The sequence below is a fragment of the Mesorhizobium sp. NZP2298 genome, assembly GCF_013170825.1.
In the GTDB taxonomy this organism is placed as follows: domain Bacteria; phylum Pseudomonadota; class Alphaproteobacteria; order Rhizobiales; family Rhizobiaceae; genus Mesorhizobium.
The window spans coordinates 1,144,542-1,168,462 of the sequence record NZ_CP033365.1 but is presented as its reverse complement, the minus strand read 5'-3'; the positions used below and the strand labels follow the sequence as shown (position 1 = coordinate 1,168,462).

Sequence of the window (23,921 nt, the reverse complement as noted above, 5' to 3'; positions counted from 1 at the left end):
TCATCTGGTCAGGCTGTCGCGTCGGCCTCCCAGGAGCCGGTCTCGGCCATCCGCTTCAGCAGCGTGGCCGGCTTGAACACATCCTTGCCGGTCTGCCGGAACCAATGCTCGAGCCGTTCGACAATCCTGGCTCCGCCTTCGAGGCCGGCCCAGAACATCGGGCCACCCTTGCCGATGGGAAAGCCGTAGCCATTGACCCAGACGACGTCGATGTCCGAGGCGCGGGCCGCGATCTTTTCTTCGAGGATCTTCGCCCCCTCATTGATCATGGGATAGAGCGTGCGCTCGATGATCTCCTCGGCGCCGATGGCGCGCGCTTCGATGCCCCGCTCGGCCGCCTTGGCGCGGATCAGCGCCTCCACCTCGGGATCGGGAACACCTGCCCGTGCACCGGCCTCGTAGAGATAGAAGCCGCGGCCTGTCTTCTGGCCGAAGCGCCCCTGCTCGCACAGCGTGTCGGCGATCACGGCCGTCAGGCCGCGCGCCTTGCGGTTGCGCCAGCCTATGTCGAGACCGGCGAGATCGCCCATCTGGAACGGCCCCATCGGCCAGCCAAAATCGGTGAAGGCCTTGTCGATCTGGCTGGGTGTCGCGCCCTCCAGCAGCAGCGCTTCTGATTCCGAGCCGCGCGCGGCCAGCATGCGGTTGCCGACGAAGCCATGGCAGACCCCGACGACGACCGCCACCTTGCCGATCCGCCGCGCGAGGTCGACCACCGTCGCCAGCGCATCCGGCGCGGTCTTTTCGGCGCGAACGATCTCCAGCAGCTTCATGACATTGGCCGGCGAAAAGAAATGCAGGCCGAGAACATCCTGCGGCCGCGAGATCGAGCCGGCGATTTCATTGATGTCGAGATAGGAGGTGTTGGTGGCAAGGATGGCGCCCGCCTTGGCGACGGCATCCAGCTTGCCGAAAACCTCCTTCTTCACCGCCATGTCCTCGAACACCGCCTCGATGATCAGGTCGCACTCGGCGAGATCGGCATAATCGGTCGAACCCTTGAACTGGGCGAGCCGCCGACGCTTGGCGTCTTCGGTCAGGGAACCGCGCGAAACGGAGACCGCATAGTTCTTCTCGATCGTGCCCAGCCCGCGTTGCAACGCCTCCCCGCTGGTTTCCAGCAAGGTCACGGGATAGCCGCCATTGGCGAAGGCCATGGCAATGCCGCCGCCCATCGTGCCGGCGCCGATGACGCCGACCCGGGCAATGCTGCGCTTGGGCGTGTCCTTGCCGGGAAGCTTTGCCGCCTCGCGTTCGGCGAAGAACAGATGACGCTGGGCGCGCGACTGGTCGCTGCCGACAAGCGTCACGAATAGCGCGCGCTCCGCCGCCAGCGCCTCGTCGAAGGGCAGCGTGACGGCATTGCGCACCGCTTGCGCACAAGCGATCGGCGCTTCCAGCCCGCGCGCTTTCCTGGCGAGGTCGGCGGCCTCGGCATCGAAAGCCCTGAGGTCGGTTTCCTTGAGCCCGTCATCGCGATCACGCACCGGCGTGAAGGGGCCACCCTTGCGGGCGATTTCCCGGGCGAAGTTCACGGCATGCGTGGTCAAATCGCCTTCGAAAACGGCGTCTACGAGACCGGCGGCATGCGCCTCGGCCGCACCGATCGGCGTGCCGGAAACGATCATCTTCAGTGCCTTCACCGCACCGATGAGGCGCGGCAGCCGCACGGTGCCGCCGCCGCCCGGCAATAGCCCAAGCTTCACCTCGGGAAGGCCGAGCTTGGCGCCGGCATCGGCGACGCGGAAATGGCAGCCAAGCGCCAGTTCCAGGCCGCCGCCGAGCGCGGTGCCGTGGATGGCGGCAACCGTCGGTTTGGCGATGGTCTCAAGCGTGACGATCAGAGCGCGCAGATCGGGCTGTTGCACCGGCTTGCCGAATTCCGTGATGTCGGCGCCGGCAACGAAGGTCCGTCCGGCGCAGGCAATCACGATGGCCGCGGCCGAAGCATCATCGCGCAAGGAAACCAGCGCGTGCATCAGCGGTTCGCGGACATGAAAACTCAGCGCGTTGACCGGTGGATTGTCGATGATGACGATGGCAACGTCGCCGTCCCGGCTGACCTTCACGAAATCGGACACACAAACCTCCCAGCAACGGTTAGCGGCCTGGCCGCGATCAGGATTTACAGGGCTGCGGCACGGATGGGAACCAGATGCCTGCCTGGCACAATGTTTACCGTTTGGATCAGCGCCGGCCGGCACTCTCCGCCGCCAGCATCTCCGGCATCGCGGTATTGGCGGTGCGTCCGCCGCGCCAGGAGGCGAAAGCCGCGACAAGGTAGAGAATGGCCGAGAAGGTGAAGGCGAAGACCAGCCCATGCTTGAACGGCCCCGACATCAACTCAGGGAAGAAGACGTGGCCGGTCAGCGTGTCGATGCTCTGCTGCGGCAGCGCGTGCAGCACATTGGCCGGGATCAGTTCGCCCATCGGATTGTAGCCGAGGAAGGCTGCGAACAGGCTGGCGACCGGCGGCATGTTGGCGATCTGGTGAGCGACCGCCTCAGGCACGTGCTGCGCCAGCAGGCCGGCCTCCATGCTCTGCGGCAGGCTGGCGGCGAGGCCGACGATCATCAGGCTGAAGAACAGGCCGATCGACAGAACCTGGCCGGCATTGGTGGTGGTGGCGCGCATGCCTGAAGCCTGGCCGCGTTCGCGCGCCGGCACCGAATTCATGATCTGCGTCGAGTTCGGCGCCACGAACAGGCCGGAGCCGAGGCCGTTGAGGAACAGCAGCGCGGCAAAGGCCGTGTAGGAGAAATCGGCCGGCAGCGCCATCAGCGCCACGAAGCTTGCGGCACCCACGACCATGCCGCCGACCGCGAACGGCACGCCGCCGACCCGGTCGGAGAAATAGCCCGATACAGGACCTGCGATGAGGAAGCCGACCGTCAGCGGCAGCATGAATATCGCCGACCACAGCGGTGTCTCCTCGAAGGAATAGCCGTGCAGCGGCAGCCAGATGCCTTGCAGCCAGACGATGAGCATGAATTGCAACCCGCCGCGCGCTATGCCCGAGGCGAGATTGGCGATGTTACCGTAGGCGAAGCCGGGGATGCGGAACAGCTTCAGGTCCAGCATCGGCTTGGCGACGCGCTGCTCTATAAAGACGAAGGCGATCAGCGAGACGAAGCCTATGGCAAACAGAACGAGCACTTTCGGGCTGGTCCACGCCATCACCTGGTCGCCATAAGGCTGCAGGCCATAGGTAATGGCGGTGAGGATGAGCACGAGGCCGAGGCCGAAGCTGATATTGCCGAGCCAGTCGATCGTGTGGGTGGAACGGTTCGGCGCATCATGCAGCTTGAGATACGCCCAGACCGTGCCGACAAGGCCGAACGGCACGTTGATCCAGAACACCAGCCGCCAGTCGGTGTCGGCAAGCAGGCCGCCGATCAGAAGGCCGACGAACTGGCCGCCAATGGCCGCCACGACATTGATGCCGAGCGCGAAGCCGCGCTCGTTTTCCGGAAAGGCATCGGTGAGCAGCGCCGTGGAGTTGGCCATGATCAGCGCGCCGCCGATGCCCTGGATGATGCGCACGGATATCAGATACATCGCCGCGAAATCGCCTTGTCCCGGCAGCAGGCTGAGCGCGATCGAGGCGGCGGTGAAGACGGCAAAGCCAAGATTGTACATTTTCGCCCGGCCGAACTGGTCGCCGAGCCGGCCGAAGGCGACGACCAGCACCGCCGTGGCGATCATGTAGCCGATGATCGCCCAGAGCAGATAGTTGATATTGCCGGGATCGAGCGCCTTGAGGCCGATGCCGCGGAACACCGCCGGCAGGCTGATCAGCAGGATCGAGCCATTGATGGCGGCGGCCAGCATGCCGAGCGTGGTGTTGCTCAGAACCATCCATTTGTGACTCTGCGGGCGGCTGTCTGCGGCGGTATTCATGGTGGTAAGGTCCAAGGGTGCTGGCGCGGTTGCCGCCGGCGCTATATATGAGGATAGTCTCAGGTTTGGAAATATGAGGATGGCCTCGGAAAAGGCAAGAGCATCGGTGGCGAATCCGCGTGCACCGCAGCAAAAAAGAGGGCGCGAACGGGTCGCGGCACTCATGGCGAGGGCGGCAGCGCTGTTCGTCGAGAAGGGTTTCGACGCCACCACGATGACCGAGATCGCCGCCCGCGCCGGGGCCGCCATCGGCACGCTCTACCTTTTCTTCCCCACCAAGGAAGCGTTGGCGCAGGCCATTCTGGCCGAGAACGCGGAAACCCTGTCCACTCAGCTTGACGCTCTGCAGGAACAGGCCAAGGGCTTGGCGCCGGCAGCGATCGCCGACGCGCTGTTCGAGGTGCTGGGCCGTTTCGTCGCCACGCACCCGGTCTATTCCGCGTTGCTCGACCTTCCCGGTGACGATGGCTGGCGCCGCAAGATGCGGGCCCGCCGGCGCGACCAGATCGCCGCGCTGTTCGCGCAGGCAGAGCCGCCGCTTCCAGCCGGCCAAGCCGAGCGGCTCGCCGTCATCGTGCCGCAGCTGATGCGCATCCCGCTGGCGCTGGTGGGCGAAAAACGGCTGCGCGACGGCGTGCTGGAGGAATTAAGGCTGATGCTGGCCCGGCACCTCGAGGGCACCGCGTAACGAGGCGACTCAGCGCACTGCCTTCTCCCCACCAGCAGCCGTAATCACCCCGACGATGATGAGCCCCGTCAGCAGCAGACGCACGCCGGCGCTGACGCCGAACGTGTTGAGCATGGTGAGCAGCAACACCAGGAACAGCGCCGCGCCCCACACGCCAGGCACATTGGCCTTGCCGCCCGCGACCGACGTGCCGCCGATGACCACCACGGCGATCGAGGCCAGCAGATATTCGTTGCCGATATCGACATTGGCGCCACGGAAATAACCTGCGAGCAGCGCACCGTCGATGCCGCCGAGCGCCCCCGACAGCGTATAGGTGAGGAAGCGGATGCGGCCGACATTGACCCCAGCGAGCCACGCGGCGCGGATGTTCTGGCCGATCGCCAGCACCGAGCGGCCATAGATCATGCGCTGCAAGGCAATGGCCGCCCCGATGGTGAACAGCACGGTCAGGATCGCCAGCACGGGAATGCCCAGGATCTGCCAATTGGTGAAATCGGCGAAGCCGGGCGGCGGCTTGATCTGCAGCCCGCGTCCATAGCTGATGTCGATCGACTGGATGATGAAGCTCGCCGACAAGGTGGCGATGATCGGCGGAATGCGCAGCGCCCAGATCAGCAGGTAGTTGACCGCGCCGATCGCAGCGCCGCAGGCGAGCGCGGCAAGCAGCCCGACCAGGATCATGGAATCGCTGCCGGCCATCACCTTCATGGCAACGGCACTGGCGAGCCCGATATTGGCCGGCAGCGACAGGTCGACATTGCCGGGCCCGAGCGTGATGACGAACATCTGGCCGACGCCGACGATGACGGTGAACACGGCGAGCGAGAGTGCCGCCGTGACCATGCCGCCGGCGCCATAGCCGCCGGTGAAGGCGATCGTCGCCAGCCACACGACAAGCGCGCCAACGAACGACCATATCCAGGGTTTGGCGGCCAGCGATTTCACCAATGCCATCGCTCACCTCTCCCTGCGGCTGATCAGCACCCGCGCCGCCAGCACGATGATCAGGATGGCGCCGTTGGCGGCCACCTGCCAGTCGGGTGGAATGCGCATGAAGGTGAGCAGCGGCGAGGCCGCCAGCGCCAGCGTCAGCGCGCCGATCACCGCGCCGATCGGCGACACCCGGCCGCCGACGAATTCGCCGCCGCCGAGGATGACGCCGGCGATCGCCAGCAGCGTGTAGCCATTGCCGATATTGGCGTCCGCCGATGTGGTGATGCCGATCAGCGCCATGCCGGACAGCACGCCGAACAGGCCGGCCAGCGCGAACAGCACGACCTTGGTTTTGAGCAACGACCAGCCGGCACGTCGAAGCGCTGCCGGATTGCCGCCGGAACCGCGCAGGATCACGCCATAGGAGGTGCGCATCAGGCCAAAGTGGACAATGAGACCGATCAGCAGCGCCGCGATGATCGGGAAGGGAATGAAAGGCGGCTTGAACGACATGATCGCCAGCAACCAGTCCGGCGCCTTGCCGCCGGGCTTGGGCAGGACGAGAATGGCCAACCCCTGCCAGACGAAACTCATGCCGAGCGTCACCACGATCGACGGCAGATTGCGCAGATGGATCAGCGCGCCGAGCAGCGCATAGACGCCGATCGAGCCGAGCAGGATGGCGACGCCGATGAGCGGCGCGTCCTTCAGCCAGGTCGCGGTGACGCAGCCGACGAAACCGACGAAGGTGCCGATCGACAGGTCGAGCTCATTTCCTGATATGACGAACATCTGCGCGATCGTCGCCAGCGCGATCGGGATCGCCAGGTTCAGCATCAGGCTGAAGCCGAAATAGCTGATTGCGCGTGGGTTGAGCCAGGCAATGGCGAGCAGCACCAGCGCCAGTGATAGCGCCGGCAGCAAGCCACGCAGCAGGCGGGCGCGCGCCGCCGCATTGCGTGCCGCCGCCCCTTTGAAGCCATTGTCGATGGATGCTGCCGTCATCTCAGGCCGCATCGCCGAACGAGGACTGGATGATCTTTTCCTCCGTCAGTTCGTCGCGCGTGAGGTTGGCGACGATGCGGCCGTTCTTGAAGACATAGACATGGTCGCAATTGTCGAGCTCTTCGGTTTCGGTCGTGTACCAGAGGAAGGTGCGGCCGCGGCCAGCCTCCTCGCGCACGAGGTCGTACACTTCGAGCTTGGTGCCGATGTCGACGCCGCGCATCGGGTCATCCATCAGCACGATCTGGGCATCGGAGCCGAGCGCGCGGGCAAACAATGCCTTCTGCTGGTTGCCGCCCGACAGCGAGAAGATGTTGTTGTTCATGTCGGGCGTGCGGATGCCGATCCTCTTCTGCCAGGCCTCGGCAAGTTCGGCCTCGCGCTGCGGCGAGATCAACAACCCCTTGCGCAGGCGCGCCAGCGAGCGGATGCCGATGTTCTGCGCGATCGACCATTGCGGGAAGATGCCGTCCGACTGACGGTCGCCCGCGACAAGCGCCACTGGGGCGGTCACCTCGATCCCTGTCTTGGCACGTGAGGCTCCGCTGAAGATCGCCAGCAGCAGGTCGGTCTGGCCATGACCGGCCAATCCGGCAAGACCGATGATCTCGCCGGCCCGCGCCTCGAGGTCAGCGCCATCCTTCTGCGCGGCGGGCCTTGCCCGCACCCGCAGCGGACCCGCCCCGGTTTTCGCGGCAGCGGCTTGCGCCGCGATCTTGCGGCGTGCTTCCGCTCCGCCCATCACCGTCACCAGCCGGTCGCGGTCGAAGGCATCGGCCGCATCCGACGCCACCACCTTGCCGTCGCGCATCACCACGATGCGGTCGGCGTTCTTCAGCACCTCGCCCAGCACATGCGAAATCAGGATGCAGCTCTTGCCGCCGGCGACGAAGCGGCGCACGAAGGCCAGCAACTGGCCGGCCGTATGCGCGTCTAGCGACGAAGTCGGCTCGTCGAGAATGACGAGGTCAAGCCGGTCCTGGGTGACCGTGAAGGCGCGCGCCACCTCGACCATCTGGCGCCGGCCGATCGACAGGTCGCCGACAATGTCCCAGGCCGAGATGCCATGGTCCGGAAAGATTTCGTCCAGCTTGGCGGTGATCAGCGCGGCCGCCTTGCGCCGCCAGCCGACGCCGGAGAGCGAGGCATGGTTGATGCGCGTGTTCTCGGCGACGCTGAGGTTGGGGCAGAGTGACAGTTCCTGGAACACGCAGCGTATGCCGAGTTTTTGCGCACGCGACACCGAGTAGTTCTCCTCGATGCCGCCATGCACGCCGATCTTGCCGCTGTCGGGCACCATCGTGCCCGTCACCATGTGCATCAGCGTCGATTTGCCGGCGCCATTGTGGCCGACCAGGCCGACGCACTCGCCAGGCCCGACATGAAAATCCACCCCGCCCAGCGCGCGAACGGCGCCGAAATGTTTTTCGGCGCCGTTCAGTCTGATGATGTCAGCGTTCCCTTCAGGCATGCTCAACGGTACCCGCTCGGCGATACGGACGGCAACGCTGCCGCGATGCTCACTTGATGTTGGCTTTGATGGCCGCCATTGCATCTTCCTGGCTGTATTCGTGGGTGGCGACGCCGCCTTCCTTGATCTTCGGCAGGGCTGCCTCGAAATCGTCCTGGGTGAAGGCCAGATATGGCACCAGGAGATCGTGCGGTATGTCCTTGCGGCCGTCGAGCACCTGTTGCGCCACCCAGAATGCAAGCGAGGACACTCCGGGCGCGATCGAAGCCGACCAGGTCTGGTAGCCGTCCTTGTCCTTCTGTTCCTTCCACCACTTCAGCTCATCCTGGCGGTTGCCCATGATAATGGTCGGGCGCGGCTTGTTGGCGGCGGCGAAAGCCTGTGCGGCGCCATAGCCGTCGCCGCCCTGATCGACGATGCCGACGACATCGGGCAGCGAAGGCAGGATGGTCGCGACCGCTTTCTGCGCCGTCGTCTGGTCCCAGTCGCCGGTCACCGAACCGACGATCTTGAATTCGGGATGGGCGGCGACGCCTTCGAGGATACCGGCATGGATGGCATCGTCGATGGACGTGCCGGCAAGACCGCGGATTTCCAGCAGGTTCCCGCCCTTCGGCTGGAACTTGGCCATCTGCTCGATTTCCTGCTTGCCCATGTCCTTGAAGTCGACGACGACGCGATAGGCGCAGGGCTCGGTGACGATGCCGTCGAAGGAGACGACGACAATGCCGGCGTCGCAGGCCTGCTTGATGGCGCCGTTGAGCGCATCCGGCGAGGCGGCGTTGATGACGATGGCGTCGTAACCCTGCAGGATGAGGTTCTGCACCTGGGCTGCCTGCGTCGGCACTTCCTTGTCGGCGGTGGTGAAGATGTCGGCCGCGCCGACGACCTTGTCGTCGACCGCCTTCTTGGTGACGATGCCGTAGCTGTCGAGCATCGCCTGCCGCCACGAATTGCCGGCGTAATTGTTGGAGAATGCGATCTTCTTGCCGCTGGTGTCGGCAAGTGCGGTGCCCGAGGCCAACATAGCTGCCAGCGCACCCAGAACGAACAGTTTCTTCATATGATTTCCTCCCAAAGTTGCTAGTTTTGCCTGATGATCGTTACGCGCAGTCCCTGTTTTTTATCTATTGTCAGACAAATGCAGACGAACCGCAAGCTGTCAACTGCAAAGCTTGGCGTGCCTTCGATCAACTTGCGGTGCGATGATTGAAAAAGCCGCCGGCACATGGTCTAGGAGCACGACAGGAGGCCATTTGATGGCAGTGACGCCGACCGTTGCCAAAGGCGCGCCCGGAATACCGGCGCGCTGGACATCAAGCGCCAAGAGTGGCGTCGGCACCGCGTTTTCAGCCAAGAGCCCGCTCTGGTTCACCATCAGTCACGGCATCTTGAACGAGATCTACTATCCGCGTCTCGACAGCGCCTGCACGCGCGACATGGAGCTGATCGTCGCCGGCCCCGGTGGCTATTTCTCGGAAGAAAAGCGCGACGCCACGCACGCCATCGCGCCGTTCGAGGACGGCGTGCCTGGCTACAGGCTGGCCAACACCGCGACAGACGGCGCCTACCGTATCGAAAAGCGCATCATTACGGATCCGAAACGGCCTGTCCTGCTGCAGGAGATTGCATTCGTACCGCTGAAAGGTCCGGCGGCCGACTACCATGTCTACGCGCTGCTTGCGCCGCACCTCGTCAATGCCGGCATGGGCAATACCGCCTGGGTTGGCGAACACAAGGGCCAGCGCATGCTTTTCGCCACGGGGCGCGGCGTATCCCTGGCGCTGGTCTCCTCACTGCCCTGGCATGGCTGTTCGGCCGGCTATGTCGGTTTCTCCGACGGATGGCAGCAATTGCAGAACGGCGGTGCGCTCGATCCCTCCTGCCAGCGAGCGGAAGACGGCAATGTCGCCCTGACCGGCGAGATCGGCTTTTCCGCTGGCAAGACCACGGCCTTGCTGGCGCTTGGCTTCGGCGCTTCGCCGGAAGCGGCCGCGGACCTGGCGCTGGCCAGTCTCAAGCAGGGTTTCGACGCCGCCACGCAAACCTATGTCGGGAACTGGCGGACATTCCAGGCCAGGCTTGAGAAGCTCGACCGCCACACCGCCTCCGGGCTGAACACCTATCGTGTGAGCACAGCGGTTCTGGCCACGCATCTCTCGGTCGCGAGACCCGGCGCCGCCGTTGCCAGCCTTTCGATCCCATGGGGCTTCAACAAGGGCGACGACGATCTCGGCGGCTACCATCTGGTCTGGCCCCGCGACCTGGTCGAGACCGCTGGCGGTTTCCTTGCCGCCGGCGACGGCAAGCAGGCGCTGCAGATCCTGGCCTATCTGCGCTCGATCCAGCAGCCGGACGGTCACTGGCCGCAGAATGTCTGGTCGGACGGCACCGCCTACTGGCCCGGCATCCAGATGGATGAATGCGCCTTTCCGCTGCTTCTGTCCGACGCCTTGCGCCGCGCGGGCTATCTGCCGCGTGCCAAGCTCGCCGATTTCATGGCCATGATCGAAAACGCCGCCTCGTATGTCGTGCGCAACGGCCCCGTCACCGGCGAGGACCGCTGGGAGGAAGACGCCGGATACAGCCCGTTCACGCTGGCCGTCGAGATCGCCGCGCTGCTTGCCGCCGCCGATATGCTGGATGTCGTCGGAAAGACTGAGCCGGCAAACTACCTGCGCGAAACCGCTGATTGCTGGAACGATCAGGTCGAACGCTGGACCTACGTCACGGGCACTCAGCTCTCCATCGACGCAGGCGTCACAGGCTATTATGTCCGTATCGCGCCGCCGGACGATGCGGGCGCCGCTACGCCGAAGGACGGCTTCGTGCCGATCAAGAACCGTCCACCGGCCGACACCGACAAACCGGCGGAAGCCATAGTCAGTCCCGACGCCCTGGCCCTGGTTCGCTTTGGCCTCCGGGCGGCCGACGATCCGCTCATCGTCGATACCGTCAAGGCCGTCGATGCCCTTTTGCGTTGCGATCTCCCGCAAGGCCCGGTCTGGTACCGCTACACCAGTGACGGCTATGGCGAGCACGAGGATGGTGCGCCTTTTGACGGCACCGGCCAGGGACGCGCCTGGCCCCTGCTTACCGGCGAGCGGGCGCATTACGAGCTTGCCGCCGGCCGCAAGGAGAAAGCCGCGCAGCTTCTCGGGACCTTCGAGCGTTCGGCGGGTATAGGCGGGCTGCTGCCGGAACAGGTTTGGGACAGCCCGGATGTGCCGGACCGCGAACTGTGGCTGGGCAAACCGTCGGGCAGCGCCATGCCGCTGGTCTGGGCACATGCCGAGCACATCAAGCTGTTGCGCTCGTTGCGCGACGGCGCGGTCTTCGACATGCCGCCGCAAGGCGTCGAGCGCTACATCAAGGGCAAGACAAGCTCGCCGCTCAGGACATGGCGCTTCAACAACAAGATCCGCTCCATCCCGGCCGGCAAGGTTTTGCGCGTCGAGCTTTCGGCGCCGGGCGTTGTCCATTGGAGCAGCGACAAATGGCTGACGATCCAGGACCACAAAACCAGCGAGAACGCTTTCGGCGTTCATCTGGTCGACCTCCCGGTCGCCGGACTGGAGCCGGGAGGCGGCCTCGTCTTCACTTTTTTCTGGCCCGATGCGATGCGTTGGGAGAATGTCGACTTCAGCGTCGGCATTGACGCATCATGATGAAAGCAGCGGGGCCGATAGATTTGTTCTTTCCTCAAACAATCGGGACGAAACCATGCAGATCGGAATGATGGGACTGGGCCGGATGGGCGCCAACATGGTGCGCCGCCTGATGCGCGACGGCCATGAGTGCGTCGTCTATGACATCAACCCCGCCAGCGTCGCGGCCCTGGTGAGCGACGGTGCGCTCGGGGCGGCATCCCTGACGGAATTCGTCGGCAAGCTCGCCAAGCCGCGCTGTGTCTGGCTGATGCTGCCGGCCGCGATAACAGGCAAGATCATCGATCAGGTCGCGGCCCTGATGGAGCCCGGCGACATCGTCATAGACGGCGGCAATTCCTATTATCACGACGCCGTCGACCAGGCCGCGAAACTGGCCACCAGGGGTATCCATCTTGTCGATGTCGGCACCAGCGGCGGTGTCTGGGGCCTGGAGCGCGGCTACTGCCTGATGATCGGCGGTCCCGACGTGGCGGTGCAGCACCTCGATTCCATCTTCGCCACGCTGGCGCCGGGCGCCGATGCGGGCGCGCCGACCCCGGACAAGGCCGCCGGGACGGCGCCCTTCGGCTATCTGCATTGCGGACCGAGCGGCGCCGGCCACTTCGTCAAGATGGTGCACAACGGCATCGAGTATGGAGTCATGGCCGCCTATGCCGAAGGCATGAACATCCTGAAGTCGGCCAATGCCGGCAAGCGGCAACGCTCGGCGGACGCCGAGACCAGCCCGCTGGAAAACCCTCAATACTATCAATTCGACATTGACCTGCCCCAAGTAGCCGAGGTCTGGCGCCATGGCAGCGTCATCGGCTCCTGGCTGCTCGATCTCACCGCCGGTGCGCTGAAGAGCGATCCGGGCCTGGCGCAGTTCGGCGGCCGTGTTTCGGATTCGGGCGAGGGCCGCTGGACGCTGAAGGCGGCGATCGACACGGGCGTGCCGGCGCCAGTGCTGTCCTCGGCGCTGTTCGACCGCTTCTCCTCGCAAGGCGAATCCGAATTCGCCGACAAGCTGTTGTCCGCCATGCGCTATGCCTTCGGCGGCCATGTCGAAAAGCCGAAGGCCGGCAAGTGACGCCACAGCGGGAGACGCACGCATGAGCCAGGAACGGTCCGACACGCTGGTGCTCTTCGGAGCCACCGGCGACCTCGCCCACAAGAAGATATTTCCAGCGCTGTACCAGATGGTCGCCAAGGGCACGCTCACCGAACCGGTGATCGGCGTCGCCTTCGACGCCTGGGACATCAAGCAGCTGCAGGACCGCGCTCGCGACGGCATCGTCAATGCGCTGGGCAAGATCGACGAGAAGGTGTTCGCCAAATTCGCGTCGCTGCTGCGCTATGTCAGCGGCGACTACCGCGATGGGGCCACCTTCGAGAAGCTGAAGACCGCGCTTGGCAGTGCCCAGCGGCCGCTGCACTACATGGCGGTGCCGCCGATCATGTTCGAGACTGTCGTGCAAGGGTTGGAGCAGTCGGGCACCGCGCATGGCGCGCGGTTGATGGTGGAAAAGCCCTTCGGCCACGATCTGCAGTCGGCGCGCTGGCTGAACCGGGTGCTGCATCTGGTGTTCGACGAACAGTCGATCTTCCGCATCGACCACTATCTCGGCAAGGAAGCGATCCAGAACCTGCTCTATTTCCGCTTCGCCAATTCCTTGCTCGAGCCGATCTGGAGCCGCAATTTCGTCGAGAGCGTGCAGATCACCATGGCCGAGGATTTCGGCGTCGAAGGGCGCGGTAAGTTCTATGACGATGTCGGCTGCATCCGGGACGTCATCGAGAACCATCTGCTCAACATCCTCCTGCTGCTGGCCATGGAACCGCCGGTCGGCCGCTCCGCCGACGATTTGATCGACGAGAAGGTCCAGGTGCTGCGCGCGATCCGCACGCTGACCAGGGACGATGTCGTGCGCGGCCAGTTCACCGGCTACCTGGCCGAGCCCGGCGTCAAGCCGAACTCGCCGGTCGAGACCTTTGCCGCGGTGCGCTTCTTCGTCGACACATGGCGCTGGCAGGACGTGCCGTTCTTCATCCGCGCCGGCAAGAACATGCCGGTGCATGTCACCGAGGTGGTGGTGCGGCTCAAGCGCCCGCCGCTCGACGTCTTCGACCCGATCAAGCCCGCCGACCAGAACTACGTGCGCTTCCGCATCGACCCACAGGTGGTGATCGCCATCGGCGCGCAGCGCAAGGCGCCTGGCGACGACATGGTCGGCGAGCAGGTGGAACTGACGGCGCTCGACGACAGGAAGGCCGACATGCCACCTTACGAGCGCCTGATCGGCGACGCCATGAACGGCAATGGCCAGCTCTTCACCCGCCAGGACGCGGCAGAACTGGCGTGGCGCATCGTCGGGCCAGTGCTTGGCGACACCACGCCGCCGCATCTTTACGAGCCGAAGACATGGGGGCCGGCGGACGCCATGGCCGGGTTCGGCCCGCCCAATGGCTGGATCGACCCGGTGGCATGAGCGGAGGGGACCCGATGGCCAAGGCGGTGAAGCAGGCAGCAACCGACCCCGAGCAGATCGTGCTGGCGATCGACATTGGCGGCTCGCACGTCAAGATCCTGACCAGCGCCGGCGACACGGAGCGCCGGGACGATTCCGGCCCGGACCTGACGCCGCAGCAGATGATCGACAAGGTGAAGAAGCTCGCCGAGGGCCTGTCCTATGACGTCATCTCGATGGGCTATCCGGGCCCGGTGCGTCACAACAAGCCGGTGCTCGACCCGATGAATCTCGGCAAGGGTTGGGCCGACTTCGATTTCGCCGCGCAGTTCGGCAAGCCGGTCAAGGTGGTCAATGATGCGCTGATGCAGGCCATCGGCAGCTATGAAGGCGGGCGCATGCTGTTCCTGGGACTCGGTACCGGCCTCGGTGCGGCGATGGTCTTCGACAATGTCGGCCAGCCGATGGAGCTCGCCCATCTTCCCTACAGGAAAGGCCGGAGCTTCGAGGACTATGTCGGCGAGCGCGGCCTGGAAAAGCACGGCAAGAAGAAGTGGCGCAAATACGTCTTCGACGTCGTCATCCGGCTGCGCGCCGCCCTGCAACCAGACTATGTCATCATTGGCGGCGGCAATGTCGACAAGCTCGACGAGTTGCCGGCCGAGTCCAGGCGCGGTGACAACACACGCGCCTTCGAAGGTGGATTTCGTCTGTGGCGAGACAAGGCCTTGATCGTCTGATATTATTACAGTTTAGTATAGTTGTTCAAAATAACGTGTGACGGCGCGCTAAATCATTGCGTTATGCAGATTTGCCGACTAGGAATTTCGCCGCACTGCCCGGCGTGCTCCAGTGGATACGCTTAAGACGCTTCAGCATTTTTGATTTTGTGCCTCGTCCTGTCGAAAGCGATTCTGATTTTCGAGGCCGTGTGCCACAGACGGAGGAAACATTGACCGACGATAGCAACGACGCTCGCAAAGACATCGACCTTCTCGAGCTGACCGCCCATATCGTGTCCGCTTACGTCGAGAAGAATCGCCTGCCCGTCTCCGGCCTTGCCGACCTCATCGCCAGCGTCGCCACCTCGATCGGCGGGCTCGGCAAGCCGGCCGTGCCGGTGGCAGCCCCCCTGGTTCCCGCTGTCAACCCGAAGAAGTCGGTGACGCCGGATTTCATCATCTGCCTCGAGGACGGCAAGAAGTTCAAATCTCTGAAGCGCCATCTCGGCGTGCATTTCGGCCTGACGCCGGACGCCTATCGCGCCAAATGGGGCTTGCCGGCGGACTACCCGATGGTTGCGCCCAACTATGCGGCCTCGCGCTCGGAACTGGCGAAGTCGATCGGCCTGGGCCGCAAGGCTGTCGAAGTGATGCCCGTCAAGGCCACCAAGGGCCGGAAGGCCAAGGTCTCGGCCTGAGAAGATCAGTCCTGAACCAATCGTCAGGACGACTGGAACAGAAGCCTGCCGGCGAATTCGCCTTGGCAGGCTTCACGTTTTTGTGGCTTGGATGAACCGGACAGGTTTTTGGGGGCAAGCGAAGCCATGAACTACACCAGGATGGTGATCGAGAAGGAAGCACCGGAGGAATACGGCTACGACCGTATCCGCTACAATCTCTCCGAAAGCTCGATCGCCGATCAGAAGCTTTCCGACATCGGCCTGTCGCTGCCGGACCTGACGCTGTTCTATGGCGAGCATCGCGGCGACAAGGACTTGCGCGCTCTGGTCGCAGCGCAGGATGCCGGCATCTCGGCCGATGATGTGCTGGTCACCGCCGGTGCCGCCGGCGCGCTGTTCATCATCTCGACCTCGCTCTTGTCGGCGAGCGACCATCTCGTCGTCATCAGGCCCAACTACGCCACCAACATCGAAACCCCGAGGGCGATCGGCTGCGCCATCAGCTTTGTCGACCTCGCCTTCGAGAACGGATTTGCCATCGATGTCGAGGCCATCAAGGCGGCGATCCGGCCGAACACGAAACTGATCAGCGTCACCTGCCCGCACAACCCCACCGGCACGATGATGTCACGTGCCGATCTCGACGCGCTGGCGGCGCTGGCCGAGGCCAACAACTGCCATTTGCTGGTCGACGAAACCTATCGCGATCTTTCCTATGGCAGGCGCCTGCCGTCGGCGGCCTCGCTGAGCAAGAAGGCGATCAGCGTCTCGTCGCTGTCCAAGGCCTTCGGCATTCCCGGCATCCGCGTCGGCTGGCTGATCACCAGGGATGCCGCCCTGCAGGAGACATTCCTCGCCGCCAAGGAGCAGATCGGCATCTGCGGCAGCGTCATCGACGAAGGCATCGCGCGCGGCATGCTGGAGCGCCGGGATACGTTCCTGGCGGCGCTGCTGCCCGAGATGGCCAAGCGCCGCGATATCGTCCAGGCCTGGATCGACCGCGAGCCGCTGGTCGACTGGATCAGGCCCGAAGGCGGTGTCGTCGGTTTCCCGCGCCTCAATGTCGAACCCGGCTTCGACCTCGACCGCTTCTACGCGAACCTGCTGGAGAACCACGGCACCTATGTCGGACCCGGCCACTGGTTCGAAATGGAAAAACGCTTCTTCCGCGTCGGTTTTGGCTGGCCGACGGAAGCCGAGTTGCGGGACGGCCTCGACGCCATTTCCGCGACAGTGAGACAGTAACTTCATCGTGCGATCGAAGGAACCGGCTGAAAATCCCTTGATCCAGGCCTGATTTTAACGCACATCCCGCCGCGAACTTTGTTAGACGTTCCATTGGTCGGACCAGCGCCCATCCGGGAAGTGCCCCGCCGATCAATGACATTGCAACGGGGCCTCTCTCCATGACACCAGTACAAACTTCACCGGAGCAGCGTTACGCCGCCTTCCGGCACAAAGCCTTCCTCAGCTACTGGACGGCGCGCTTCCTCACCACCTTCGCTACCATGATCGTCTCCGTCGCGGTCGGCTGGCAGATCTATGATCTGACGCGCGATCCCTTCGACCTTGGCATTGTCGGCATCGTCCAGTTCCTGCCATCGCTGCTGTTGGTGCTGGTCACCGGCGTCGTCGCCGACCGCTTCGGCCGCCGCCTGATCATGGCGCTGGCAACGGTGGTCGAAGCAAGCTGCGCGCTCGTTCTCCTGTATCTCACGCTGCGCGGCCTCGTCAGTCCGCTGCCGATCTTCGTCGTTCTGGCGCTGTTCGGCATGGCGCGTGCCTTTTACGGACCGGCCTCGTCGTCGCTGTTCGCCAATCTGGTGCCGCCGGAGGATTTCGGCAATGCGATTGCCTGGAACTCGTCCGCCTGGCAGACGGCGACCATCGTTGGGCCGGTCGCCGGCGGCCTGCTCTACGGCGTTTCGCCGGAGGCTGCATACGCCGTCGCCTCCGTGCTGATGCTGGTGGCTGGTCTGCTGATCTTCACCATTCCCAAGCCTGCCCAGCAGACCGCCACCGACAAGCCGACGATGGAGACGCTGTTTGCCGGCTTCCGCTACATCTGGAGCGAGAAGATCGTGCTCGGTGCCATCTCGCTCGACCTCTTCGCCGTGCTCCTCTCAGGTGCCTCGGCGCTGCTGCCGGTCTATGCGCGCGATATTCTTGAACTCGGTCCCTGGGGCCTCGGCCTGTTGCGCTCGGCGCCCGGCATCGGCGCCATCTGCGTTGCGGTGTGGCTCGCCGGGCATCCGCTTCGCGACAATGCCGGCAAGATCATGCTCGGCTTCGTCGCGGCATTCGGTGCCTGCACCGTATTGTTCGGCCTGTCGACCGTCACCTGGCTGTCGATCGTCGCACTGGCCCTCCTCGGCGCCACCGACATGTTCAGCGTCTACATCAGGGAAACACTCATCCAGTTGTGGACGCCGGACGAGGTCCGTGGCCGCGTGAATGCCGTGAACCAGGTTTTCGTCGGCGCCTCCAACGAAGTCGGCGAATTCCGCGCCGGCATCATGGCGGCGCTGATCGGCACCGTGCCGGCGGTGGTCATTGGCGGCGTCGGCGCCATCGCGGTTGCCGGCTTGTGGGCGTATCTTTTCCCGCAATTGCGCAAGGTGCGGCATTTGAACGGGCGCAACTGATTCAGCCCCCTATGTGAGCCGCTGCCCCGAGCAATCGGCTTGCGCCGGCAATGGCTGAGATAGGGCCAATCCGGCAAGCATGTCGGCTATACGTGGAAGGTCGGCTTGAGTGCGCGGGAAATCGACATTGTCCGGCACGTCCACTTTCCTTGCGGTCGACGTTCCGTTGCCGGCGTCTCTTCCGGCGCTTCCAGGAGAAACCCGAATCGGGTACGCCGCTCGTGCCGACTCTGGCGATCGGATGGAGCCCTCGCTTGGGGCGGATGAAGATGACCACCTGTCTCAGCGTCGCCCTTTGTGTCGACGGTGGAAATGTCGACCAGGCGGCGGTGACGATCGCTTCGGTGCTGGCCCATCTGTCGCCTGGGCCACCACTGGCGTTTCATGTATTTTATGGCGAGCCGCCCAGTCGCCGCTCCCGGCGCCTGGAAACGCTGCGTGTGGCCCCACACCGCCTTTTCGTGCACTATGTCGAGAACCGGTTTCGGAATATAGGGATCTTCGACCACGTTACCCCAGCGGCGTTGCTGCGGCTGCAACTCGGCGAGTTCCTCCCCGACCTGGATCGCGTTCTATATCTCGATGCGGACGTCCTTGCCGTAGCAGACATCCGGCCGCTGCTCGCCGCCGATCTTGGCGATGCCGTGGTGGGTGCCGTACAGGATTTGGGCCTGCACGCGGCCATAGCCGAGGAGAAGGTTACCGGCCGACTCGACTATATCCTCCATGTCCGCGACGCGCTCGGCTGGGACCCTGACAACTTCGCCTATGTCAACTCCGGCATGCTGCTGCTTGACCTTGCCGCCCTTCGTCGCGAACGGTTCGGCGAGCGGGCGGGGCAACTTGTACTGGACCATCCCCATAGGTTCCGCTGGCGTGATCAGGATGCGATAAACCTGCTGCTCCGAGGCCGCGTCGTTCTGCTGGACCCGCGCTGGAACAGCATGGTGTGGTTCCTCGAGCGCGAGCCACGCCGCGGCCATGCCGATATGGCTGCCACGGTACTACAGCGCCGCGACCCCTGGCTGTTGCATTTCTCAGGCCCCAGCAAACCATGGCATGGCCTTGTGGACATACCCGACTATCGTCGCTGGTGGCGCGCCGCAGTTCGCACGTCCCCGATCTGGGGCCTGAGATGGTTCAGGCTGCTGCTCGCGACAGCGGGAGCGCAAGCGTGGGGGTGGATCCGACGAGAACGCAGGTAACGGTGCGTGAAACCGCTCTCGTCGAGCACAACTCGATCAAAGCACACGATGTGGCCGCAACGGCTTCCAGTGGATAACGTCCGCTCTCGGCTGCTCTTGGGTCAAGCCCGGCGGTTCAACGCAATTGGATTTTGCTCTGCCTCATCGCCGGCCTGCCGAACACCATCCGCAAAAACTCGTCCAGCCAGCGTTTCAGATGCATATCCCAGATCAGCCGGCCGCCGAGATGGTCGCGGCCGGGCTGCGCGCCCGGCAATTCGAAGCGATGCGCGCCGCGCACCACCCAGCGCTGCATCATCACCCGGGTCAGTTCGCCGTGGAACTGGATGCCCCAGGCATTGTCGCCGTAGCGGAAGGCCTGATTGGGGTAGGTATCGGCCGTCGCCAGCAGCGTCGCGTCCCTGGGCAGCGAGAAGCCCTCGCGGTGGAACTGGTAGACCATGTCGGGCCAGTGCATCAGTTTCTTGCCGGCCTCGGTCGCCTTGAGCGGATACCAGCCGATCTCGACCAGCCCTTCGCCGTGCCCCTCGACCTTGCCGCCGAGATGGTTGACCAGCATCTGCGCGCCGAGGCAGATGCCGAGACATGGCCGGTTCTCCTTGAGCGGAATCTCCAGCCAGTTAGTCTCGCGGCGGACGAACTCGTCCTCGTCATTGGCGCTCATCGGCCCGCCGAACACCACCGTGCCGGCATGGCCATCCAGCGTTTCCGGCAAGGCGTCGCCCAGCGGCGGCCGGCGGATGTCGAGCTCGAAACCCTCTTCGATAAGCATGTGGCCGACGCGTCCGGGGCTCGAATTCTCCTGATGCAGGACGATCAGGATTTTTGGCTTCGAACGCGTCCTGTGCGGCATCTGTCGGCGAGATCCCGTCTATTCGTCGCTGGATGTTCCACGCGCGCCCGGCGCATGCGCCGCCGCCTTGCGGCGCGCCTCGACCCGGTCATGGCGCTCGACGCCGATCAGCTCGGCGACACGCCAGACCGTATTGTCCTCGAGTTCATGCAACTCGCCATCGGCATAGACGATCTCCCACATCAGGCCGATGAACGCCTTGCGCCCCTCGGCGTCGAGATGGCGCTTGAGCACGCTGGTGAAGGCATAGAGGTCGATCGCCTCGTTGTCGGCCCGTTCGCCGGCGGCGGCGAGCGCCTCGAGTTCGGCGCCGCTGATCGAATAGCTCTCGGAGAGCACCGCCATGAACCGCTCCCATTCGACATCTTGGCGCACGCCGTCGGCATTCATCACATGGTAGAGCAGCGCCGAGGCGGCAACACGAGGATCGTCCGTGCTGGCATGCGCGCCGGCGCCGGCCGGCAGGTCCCTGAGAAACGATAGAACGCGTTCGAACATCAATCCATTCCCAAACGGCCCAATGGCAAAGTCAGTCACCCGAAGGCCAAAATCAAAACAGCCGGAACCGGCGTGGCGACTTCTCCGCCTCATCGTCCGGATCGACGCCGGGATCGTCCGGCAGGCGCGCCAGTTCCTCCGCCGGCTCCACGGCCTCGGCATCGGCCGGCACCGCCGCGAACGCCGCCGCCGTGACCGGGGTAACATGGTCCTCGCGGCTCTCGACGTCCTTGCCCCTCGCCTCGTCGGCCGGGGCGGCATGATCGATCACGTCGATCGGCTTTTCGCTGGCCGGCTTCGCCAGCGCTTCGATGACCGGCACGGCGGCGTCCGGCGCATCGTCGCGGCTGTCGATCAACTGGCCAAGCCGCTCCATCGGCGCGCGCCACTCGAAGGCATCAAGCCGTCCGGTGATCGGCGACACCGGCGCCCAGCGTTCCGACACGACGCCGTCGGCCACCCAGGCCGGATCCCGCGGTGCCCGCAAAGCCTTTGAGAGCAATTGCCGCACCTTGCCCTGGTCACCGGTCTCGGCCTCCTCGATATCGGCCAGAAGCAGATAGGCACCCTCGCGGCGGTCCATCCGGATCGCGGCCTCGGCTTCGCTGCGGGCGGTCGAAAAATCCTGCGCGTCGAGCGCCGCACGCGCCACCGTCATCGACGATTCGGCATGGTTCTTCTTCATTTCCTGCAGCTTCTTCGCCCTGTTGAGGCGGTCGAGCACGGCGTCGCCCGGACGAGCATGGGTGTAGAGCTCGGCGATCTCGGGATGCGGCTCGGCCCTCCACGCCGTCTCCAGGATCTTGGAGCCTTTTCGCACATCGTTCTGCTTGAAGAGCGCTGCCGCGGCGGCAACGGCGGCCGGAGCGAAATCCGGCCTGAGCTTGTTCGCCTCCAGCGCCGCTGTCCTGGCGGCCGTGGGATCACTGTCGGCGAGCGATTGCGCCTTGGCGGTCAACAGCACGGCGCGGCGGCGGCTGGCGGCGTCGCGTTCGATCTGCCGCGTCGACTTCTGCGCGTCGACCAGTTTCAAGGCGCCGTCCCAGTCACCGCGCGCCGTCAACTCCTCGAGCGTCGATTCGGCCGCCCAGGCCAGTTGCGGCGCAACGGCGGCGGCACGGCCTGCATAGTGGCGAGCGGCATTGCGGTCGCCCAGCCGTTCGGCTTCGAGATAAAGCCCGCGCAGGCCGAGCAGCCGCATTTCGGGATCGTCGAGCATGCTCTCGAATTTCTGCCGCGCGCCTTCATGGTCGCCTTCGAGCAGCGACGCCTGCGCCTCGAGCAGATGGATCAGCGGCTCCTGGTCGGAACGGATCAGTTTGGCCGCTTCCTTGGTCTTCTTGCGGGCCAGCGCGCCATCACCGGCGCCGGCGGCGATCATGCCGGTCGACAGTGCCTGGTAGCCGCGGTCGCGGCGGCGCACGCGGAAATAGCGCGAGATGGTGTAGGGGCTGTTCCACAGCGACCTGACCAACCACCACAAGATCATCACCGCGGCGACGACGGCGACGATGGCCACCGCCGCCACCATCAGGCTGACCTGGTACTGGTAGCCGTTGAAGGTGACGACCATGTCGCCCGGCCGGTCGGCCAGCCACGCAAAGCCCAGACCGAGCGCGAAGACGACGATGAGGAAGGCGAGCAGGCGGATCATCGTGTTGCCCTCATGCCTTCATCGCGCTGGAGATCAGGGCGTCGACCTGGGTTTCGACCTCGATGCGCGCCTTCAGTTTGCCGGCAAAGTCGGCGCCCGCGGCCTTCGCGGCCTCAGGCAGCGAATTATACTCGCTGAGCGCCTTGGCATAGTCGCCCTGGGTGACCGCCACTTCCATGCGCGCCACGGTTTCGGGTGCACCCACACCCTCGACAGCACCGATCGGCCGGACCTTGACCAGCGATTCGGCGCTCGACATCAGGTTCTGCAGGAAGCCGGCATTCTGGTCGACCGGCGTGGCGGCGGCGACCATGGCATTGGCGGCGGCATCCATCTGCGAGGCGATCTCGGTGCGGGTCGGAACGCCCTTTTCGGCATAGGGCCGCAAGGTCGCGAGCTCAGGCGCGTTGGGAGAGATCGCGGCCAGCGTATCCAGTTCCGCCGAGAACGGCGCGCCGCGTTCGAGCGCCGACTTCAAAGCCGACGCGGCAATGGCGAGCGCGATCTTCGGCTGTCCCGCCGCCGCCTCGACCTTGCTGGAAAGCTGCGACACCGACTGTTCCAGCGCCGTCAGCCGGCCATCCTGCGCCTTCGCCGCCTCGCCGGACGATTTCACCAGCGCGTCGAGACCGGCCAGTTTTTCGTTGAGCGGGCCCAGATCGACCGGGGCGGCGCCGCCGGCCTTGCCGAGAGCGGCGAGCGCGGTTTCGATCTGCTTGACCTTGTCGCCGAGCGCGGCAAGCCCGGCACTGTCTCCGGCGCCACTCTGCTCGACCGCCGATTTCAGTGCCGCGACATCGGCCTTTACCTGCTCCAGACCCGAGGAAAGCCCGACCATCTTGGCCGCCGCGTCATTGTTGCCGCCGGTTTCCTTCAGACCGGCGATTTCGCTCTTCAGCGAGGCGATCTCGCCATTGACGCCGTCCAGTGAGACGCCGGCGCCGGAACCGGGCGCGCCGAGCAGGCCTGCAAACTGCAGGCCTCCGGCGCCGACCAGTGCGATGACGCCGCCGATAAGGCCGGCGGCAATGCCGTTTACGCCGCCACGCCTTGCTGGAGGAGGAGTAGGCGCCATTTTTTCGCCCCGTGTCTCGGTTCTTGCCTTGCTGTCGTCGGCGCGCTTCGCCGACGCGTCCTCGAAATTGTAGTCTGAGGCCTTGGCGCGGTTGGACGGTGCATCCGAACCGGGATAGGGCAGCTCCGGCCCAGCGGCTTTGGCCTCCGCGGGCGGCTCTGTCCCAGCCTGCCCCGCGGCATCGGCATGTTCCCAGGGCTCAAGGTCGGTCTGGTCGGCATGCACCGGCTCTTCGGGAATCTCTGCTTGAGAACCTTCCGCGGCCTCGCCTTCTTCGCTTGTTTCTGGCGACTTCGCGGCTTCCTCGTCGACGATACGGGAGACGGCGCCGGGTTCGAGATCGATGGTCACCGGCTCGCGGCGGCTTTTCGAGTGTCGCATCTTCGGCGTCTTGACCATGCCTGGCTCCGCAAAATTCGCTTCGTCTCAACGCCTGGGGGCGCGTGATGGTTCACAAAGGGTCTAGCACAT

Annotated in this window: 19 protein-coding genes; 9 read left to right on the top strand and 10 right to left on the bottom strand. The window is 64.8% G+C overall.

The window, feature by feature from the left end:
- Positions 1 to 8 precede the first annotated feature (8 nt).
- Positions 9 to 2,081: a 3-hydroxyacyl-CoA dehydrogenase NAD-binding domain-containing protein gene (locus EB231_RS05620; RefSeq protein WP_172347956.1), complete on the bottom strand. Its 2,073-nt coding sequence runs from the start codon at positions 2,079 to 2,081 to the stop codon at positions 9 to 11.
- Positions 2,082 to 2,187: 106 nt separating this feature from the next.
- Positions 2,188 to 3,900: an MFS transporter gene (locus tag EB231_RS05615; RefSeq protein WP_172347955.1), complete on the bottom strand. Its 1,713-nt coding sequence runs from the start codon at positions 3,898 to 3,900 to the stop codon at positions 2,188 to 2,190.
- 79 nt (positions 3,901 to 3,979) lie between these two features.
- Between EB231_RS05615 and EB231_RS05610 the strand changes: the two genes are divergently transcribed.
- Positions 3,980 to 4,588, top strand: coding sequence for a TetR/AcrR family transcriptional regulator (locus EB231_RS05610; RefSeq protein WP_172347954.1), 609 nt, complete (start codon positions 3,980 to 3,982; stop codon positions 4,586 to 4,588).
- 9 nt (positions 4,589 to 4,597) lie between these two features.
- Here EB231_RS05610 and EB231_RS05605 read toward each other — a convergent pair whose 3' ends face one another.
- The 4 genes from EB231_RS05605 to EB231_RS05590 are packed head-to-tail and all read right to left on the bottom strand — an operon-like array spanning position 4,598 to position 9,063.
- On the bottom strand, positions 4,598 to 5,545 hold the full coding sequence (locus tag EB231_RS05605) for an ABC transporter permease (protein WP_172347953.1): 948 nt from the start codon (positions 5,543 to 5,545) through the stop codon (positions 4,598 to 4,600).
- A 3-nt stretch (positions 5,546 to 5,548) separates the two neighbouring features.
- Positions 5,549 to 6,529 (bottom strand): ABC transporter permease, encoded by a 981-nt coding sequence (locus EB231_RS05600; RefSeq protein ID WP_172347952.1) that lies wholly within the window; start codon positions 6,527 to 6,529, stop codon positions 5,549 to 5,551.
- A 1-nt stretch (position 6,530) separates the two neighbouring features.
- Positions 6,531 to 8,000, bottom strand: a complete 1,470-nt coding sequence (locus EB231_RS05595; protein ID WP_172347951.1) for a sugar ABC transporter ATP-binding protein — start codon at positions 7,998 to 8,000, stop codon at positions 6,531 to 6,533.
- 49 nt (positions 8,001 to 8,049) lie between these two features.
- On the bottom strand, positions 8,050 to 9,063 hold the full coding sequence (locus tag EB231_RS05590) for an ABC transporter substrate-binding protein (RefSeq protein ID WP_172347950.1): 1,014 nt from the start codon (positions 9,061 to 9,063) through the stop codon (positions 8,050 to 8,052).
- Between the two features lie 196 nt (positions 9,064 to 9,259).
- Here EB231_RS05590 and EB231_RS05585 point away from each other — a divergent pair, with 196 nt between their 5' ends.
- From EB231_RS05585 to EB231_RS05550, 8 genes are all read left to right on the top strand, one after another.
- A complete protein-coding gene (locus tag EB231_RS05585; RefSeq protein ID WP_172347949.1) occupies positions 9,260 to 11,668 on the top strand; it encodes a glucan 1,4-alpha-glucosidase in 2,409 nt (802 codons plus the stop codon).
- A gap of 55 nt (positions 11,669 to 11,723) precedes the next feature.
- Positions 11,724 to 12,740: a phosphogluconate dehydrogenase (NAD(+)-dependent, decarboxylating) gene (gene gnd, locus EB231_RS05580; RefSeq protein ID WP_172347948.1), complete on the top strand. Its 1,017-nt coding sequence runs from the start codon at positions 11,724 to 11,726 to the stop codon at positions 12,738 to 12,740.
- Positions 12,741 to 12,762: 22 nt separating this feature from the next.
- Entirely contained in the window at positions 12,763 to 14,139 is a 1,377-nt protein-coding gene (zwf, locus tag EB231_RS05575) for a glucose-6-phosphate dehydrogenase (RefSeq protein ID WP_172347947.1), read from the top strand.
- A 14-nt stretch (positions 14,140 to 14,153) separates the two neighbouring features.
- Positions 14,154 to 14,858, top strand: coding sequence for an ROK family protein (locus EB231_RS05570; protein WP_172352819.1), 705 nt, complete (start codon positions 14,154 to 14,156; stop codon positions 14,856 to 14,858).
- Between the two features lie 212 nt (positions 14,859 to 15,070).
- Positions 15,071 to 15,538, top strand: a complete 468-nt coding sequence (locus EB231_RS05565) for a MucR family transcriptional regulator (RefSeq protein WP_172347946.1) — start codon at positions 15,071 to 15,073, stop codon at positions 15,536 to 15,538.
- Between the two features lie 126 nt (positions 15,539 to 15,664).
- Positions 15,665 to 16,765 (top strand): aminotransferase class I/II-fold pyridoxal phosphate-dependent enzyme, encoded by a 1,101-nt coding sequence (locus tag EB231_RS05560; protein ID WP_172347945.1) that lies wholly within the window; start codon positions 15,665 to 15,667, stop codon positions 16,763 to 16,765.
- Positions 16,766 to 16,926: 161 nt separating this feature from the next.
- Positions 16,927 to 18,165 (top strand): MFS transporter, encoded by a 1,239-nt coding sequence (locus EB231_RS05555; RefSeq protein WP_172347944.1) that lies wholly within the window; start codon positions 16,927 to 16,929, stop codon positions 18,163 to 18,165.
- 263 nt (positions 18,166 to 18,428) lie between these two features.
- Positions 18,429 to 19,370 carry a glycosyltransferase family 8 protein gene (locus tag EB231_RS05550; RefSeq protein ID WP_172347943.1) on the top strand — a complete coding sequence of 314 codons (942 nt, stop codon included), beginning with the start codon at positions 18,429 to 18,431 and terminating at the stop codon, positions 19,368 to 19,370.
- Positions 19,371 to 19,485: 115 nt separating this feature from the next.
- On the opposite strand, the gene EB231_RS05545 is transcribed toward EB231_RS05550, so the two are convergent.
- The 4 genes from EB231_RS05545 to EB231_RS05530 are packed head-to-tail and all read right to left on the bottom strand — an operon-like array spanning position 19,486 to position 23,849.
- A complete protein-coding gene (locus tag EB231_RS05545; protein ID WP_172347942.1) occupies positions 19,486 to 20,223 on the bottom strand; it encodes a glutamine amidotransferase in 738 nt (245 codons plus the stop codon).
- An 18-nt stretch (positions 20,224 to 20,241) separates the two neighbouring features.
- Positions 20,242 to 20,721: a tellurite resistance TerB family protein gene (locus EB231_RS05540; RefSeq protein ID WP_172347941.1), complete on the bottom strand. Its 480-nt coding sequence runs from the start codon at positions 20,719 to 20,721 to the stop codon at positions 20,242 to 20,244.
- Between the two features lie 52 nt (positions 20,722 to 20,773).
- Complete coding sequence (locus tag EB231_RS05535) at positions 20,774 to 22,375, bottom strand: heme biosynthesis protein HemY (RefSeq protein ID WP_172347940.1); 1,602 nt, start codon at positions 22,373 to 22,375, stop codon at positions 20,774 to 20,776.
- 10 nt (positions 22,376 to 22,385) lie between these two features.
- Positions 22,386 to 23,849 (bottom strand): COG4223 family protein, encoded by a 1,464-nt coding sequence (locus EB231_RS05530; RefSeq protein ID WP_172347939.1) that lies wholly within the window; start codon positions 23,847 to 23,849, stop codon positions 22,386 to 22,388.
- Positions 23,850 to 23,921 lie beyond the last annotated feature (72 nt).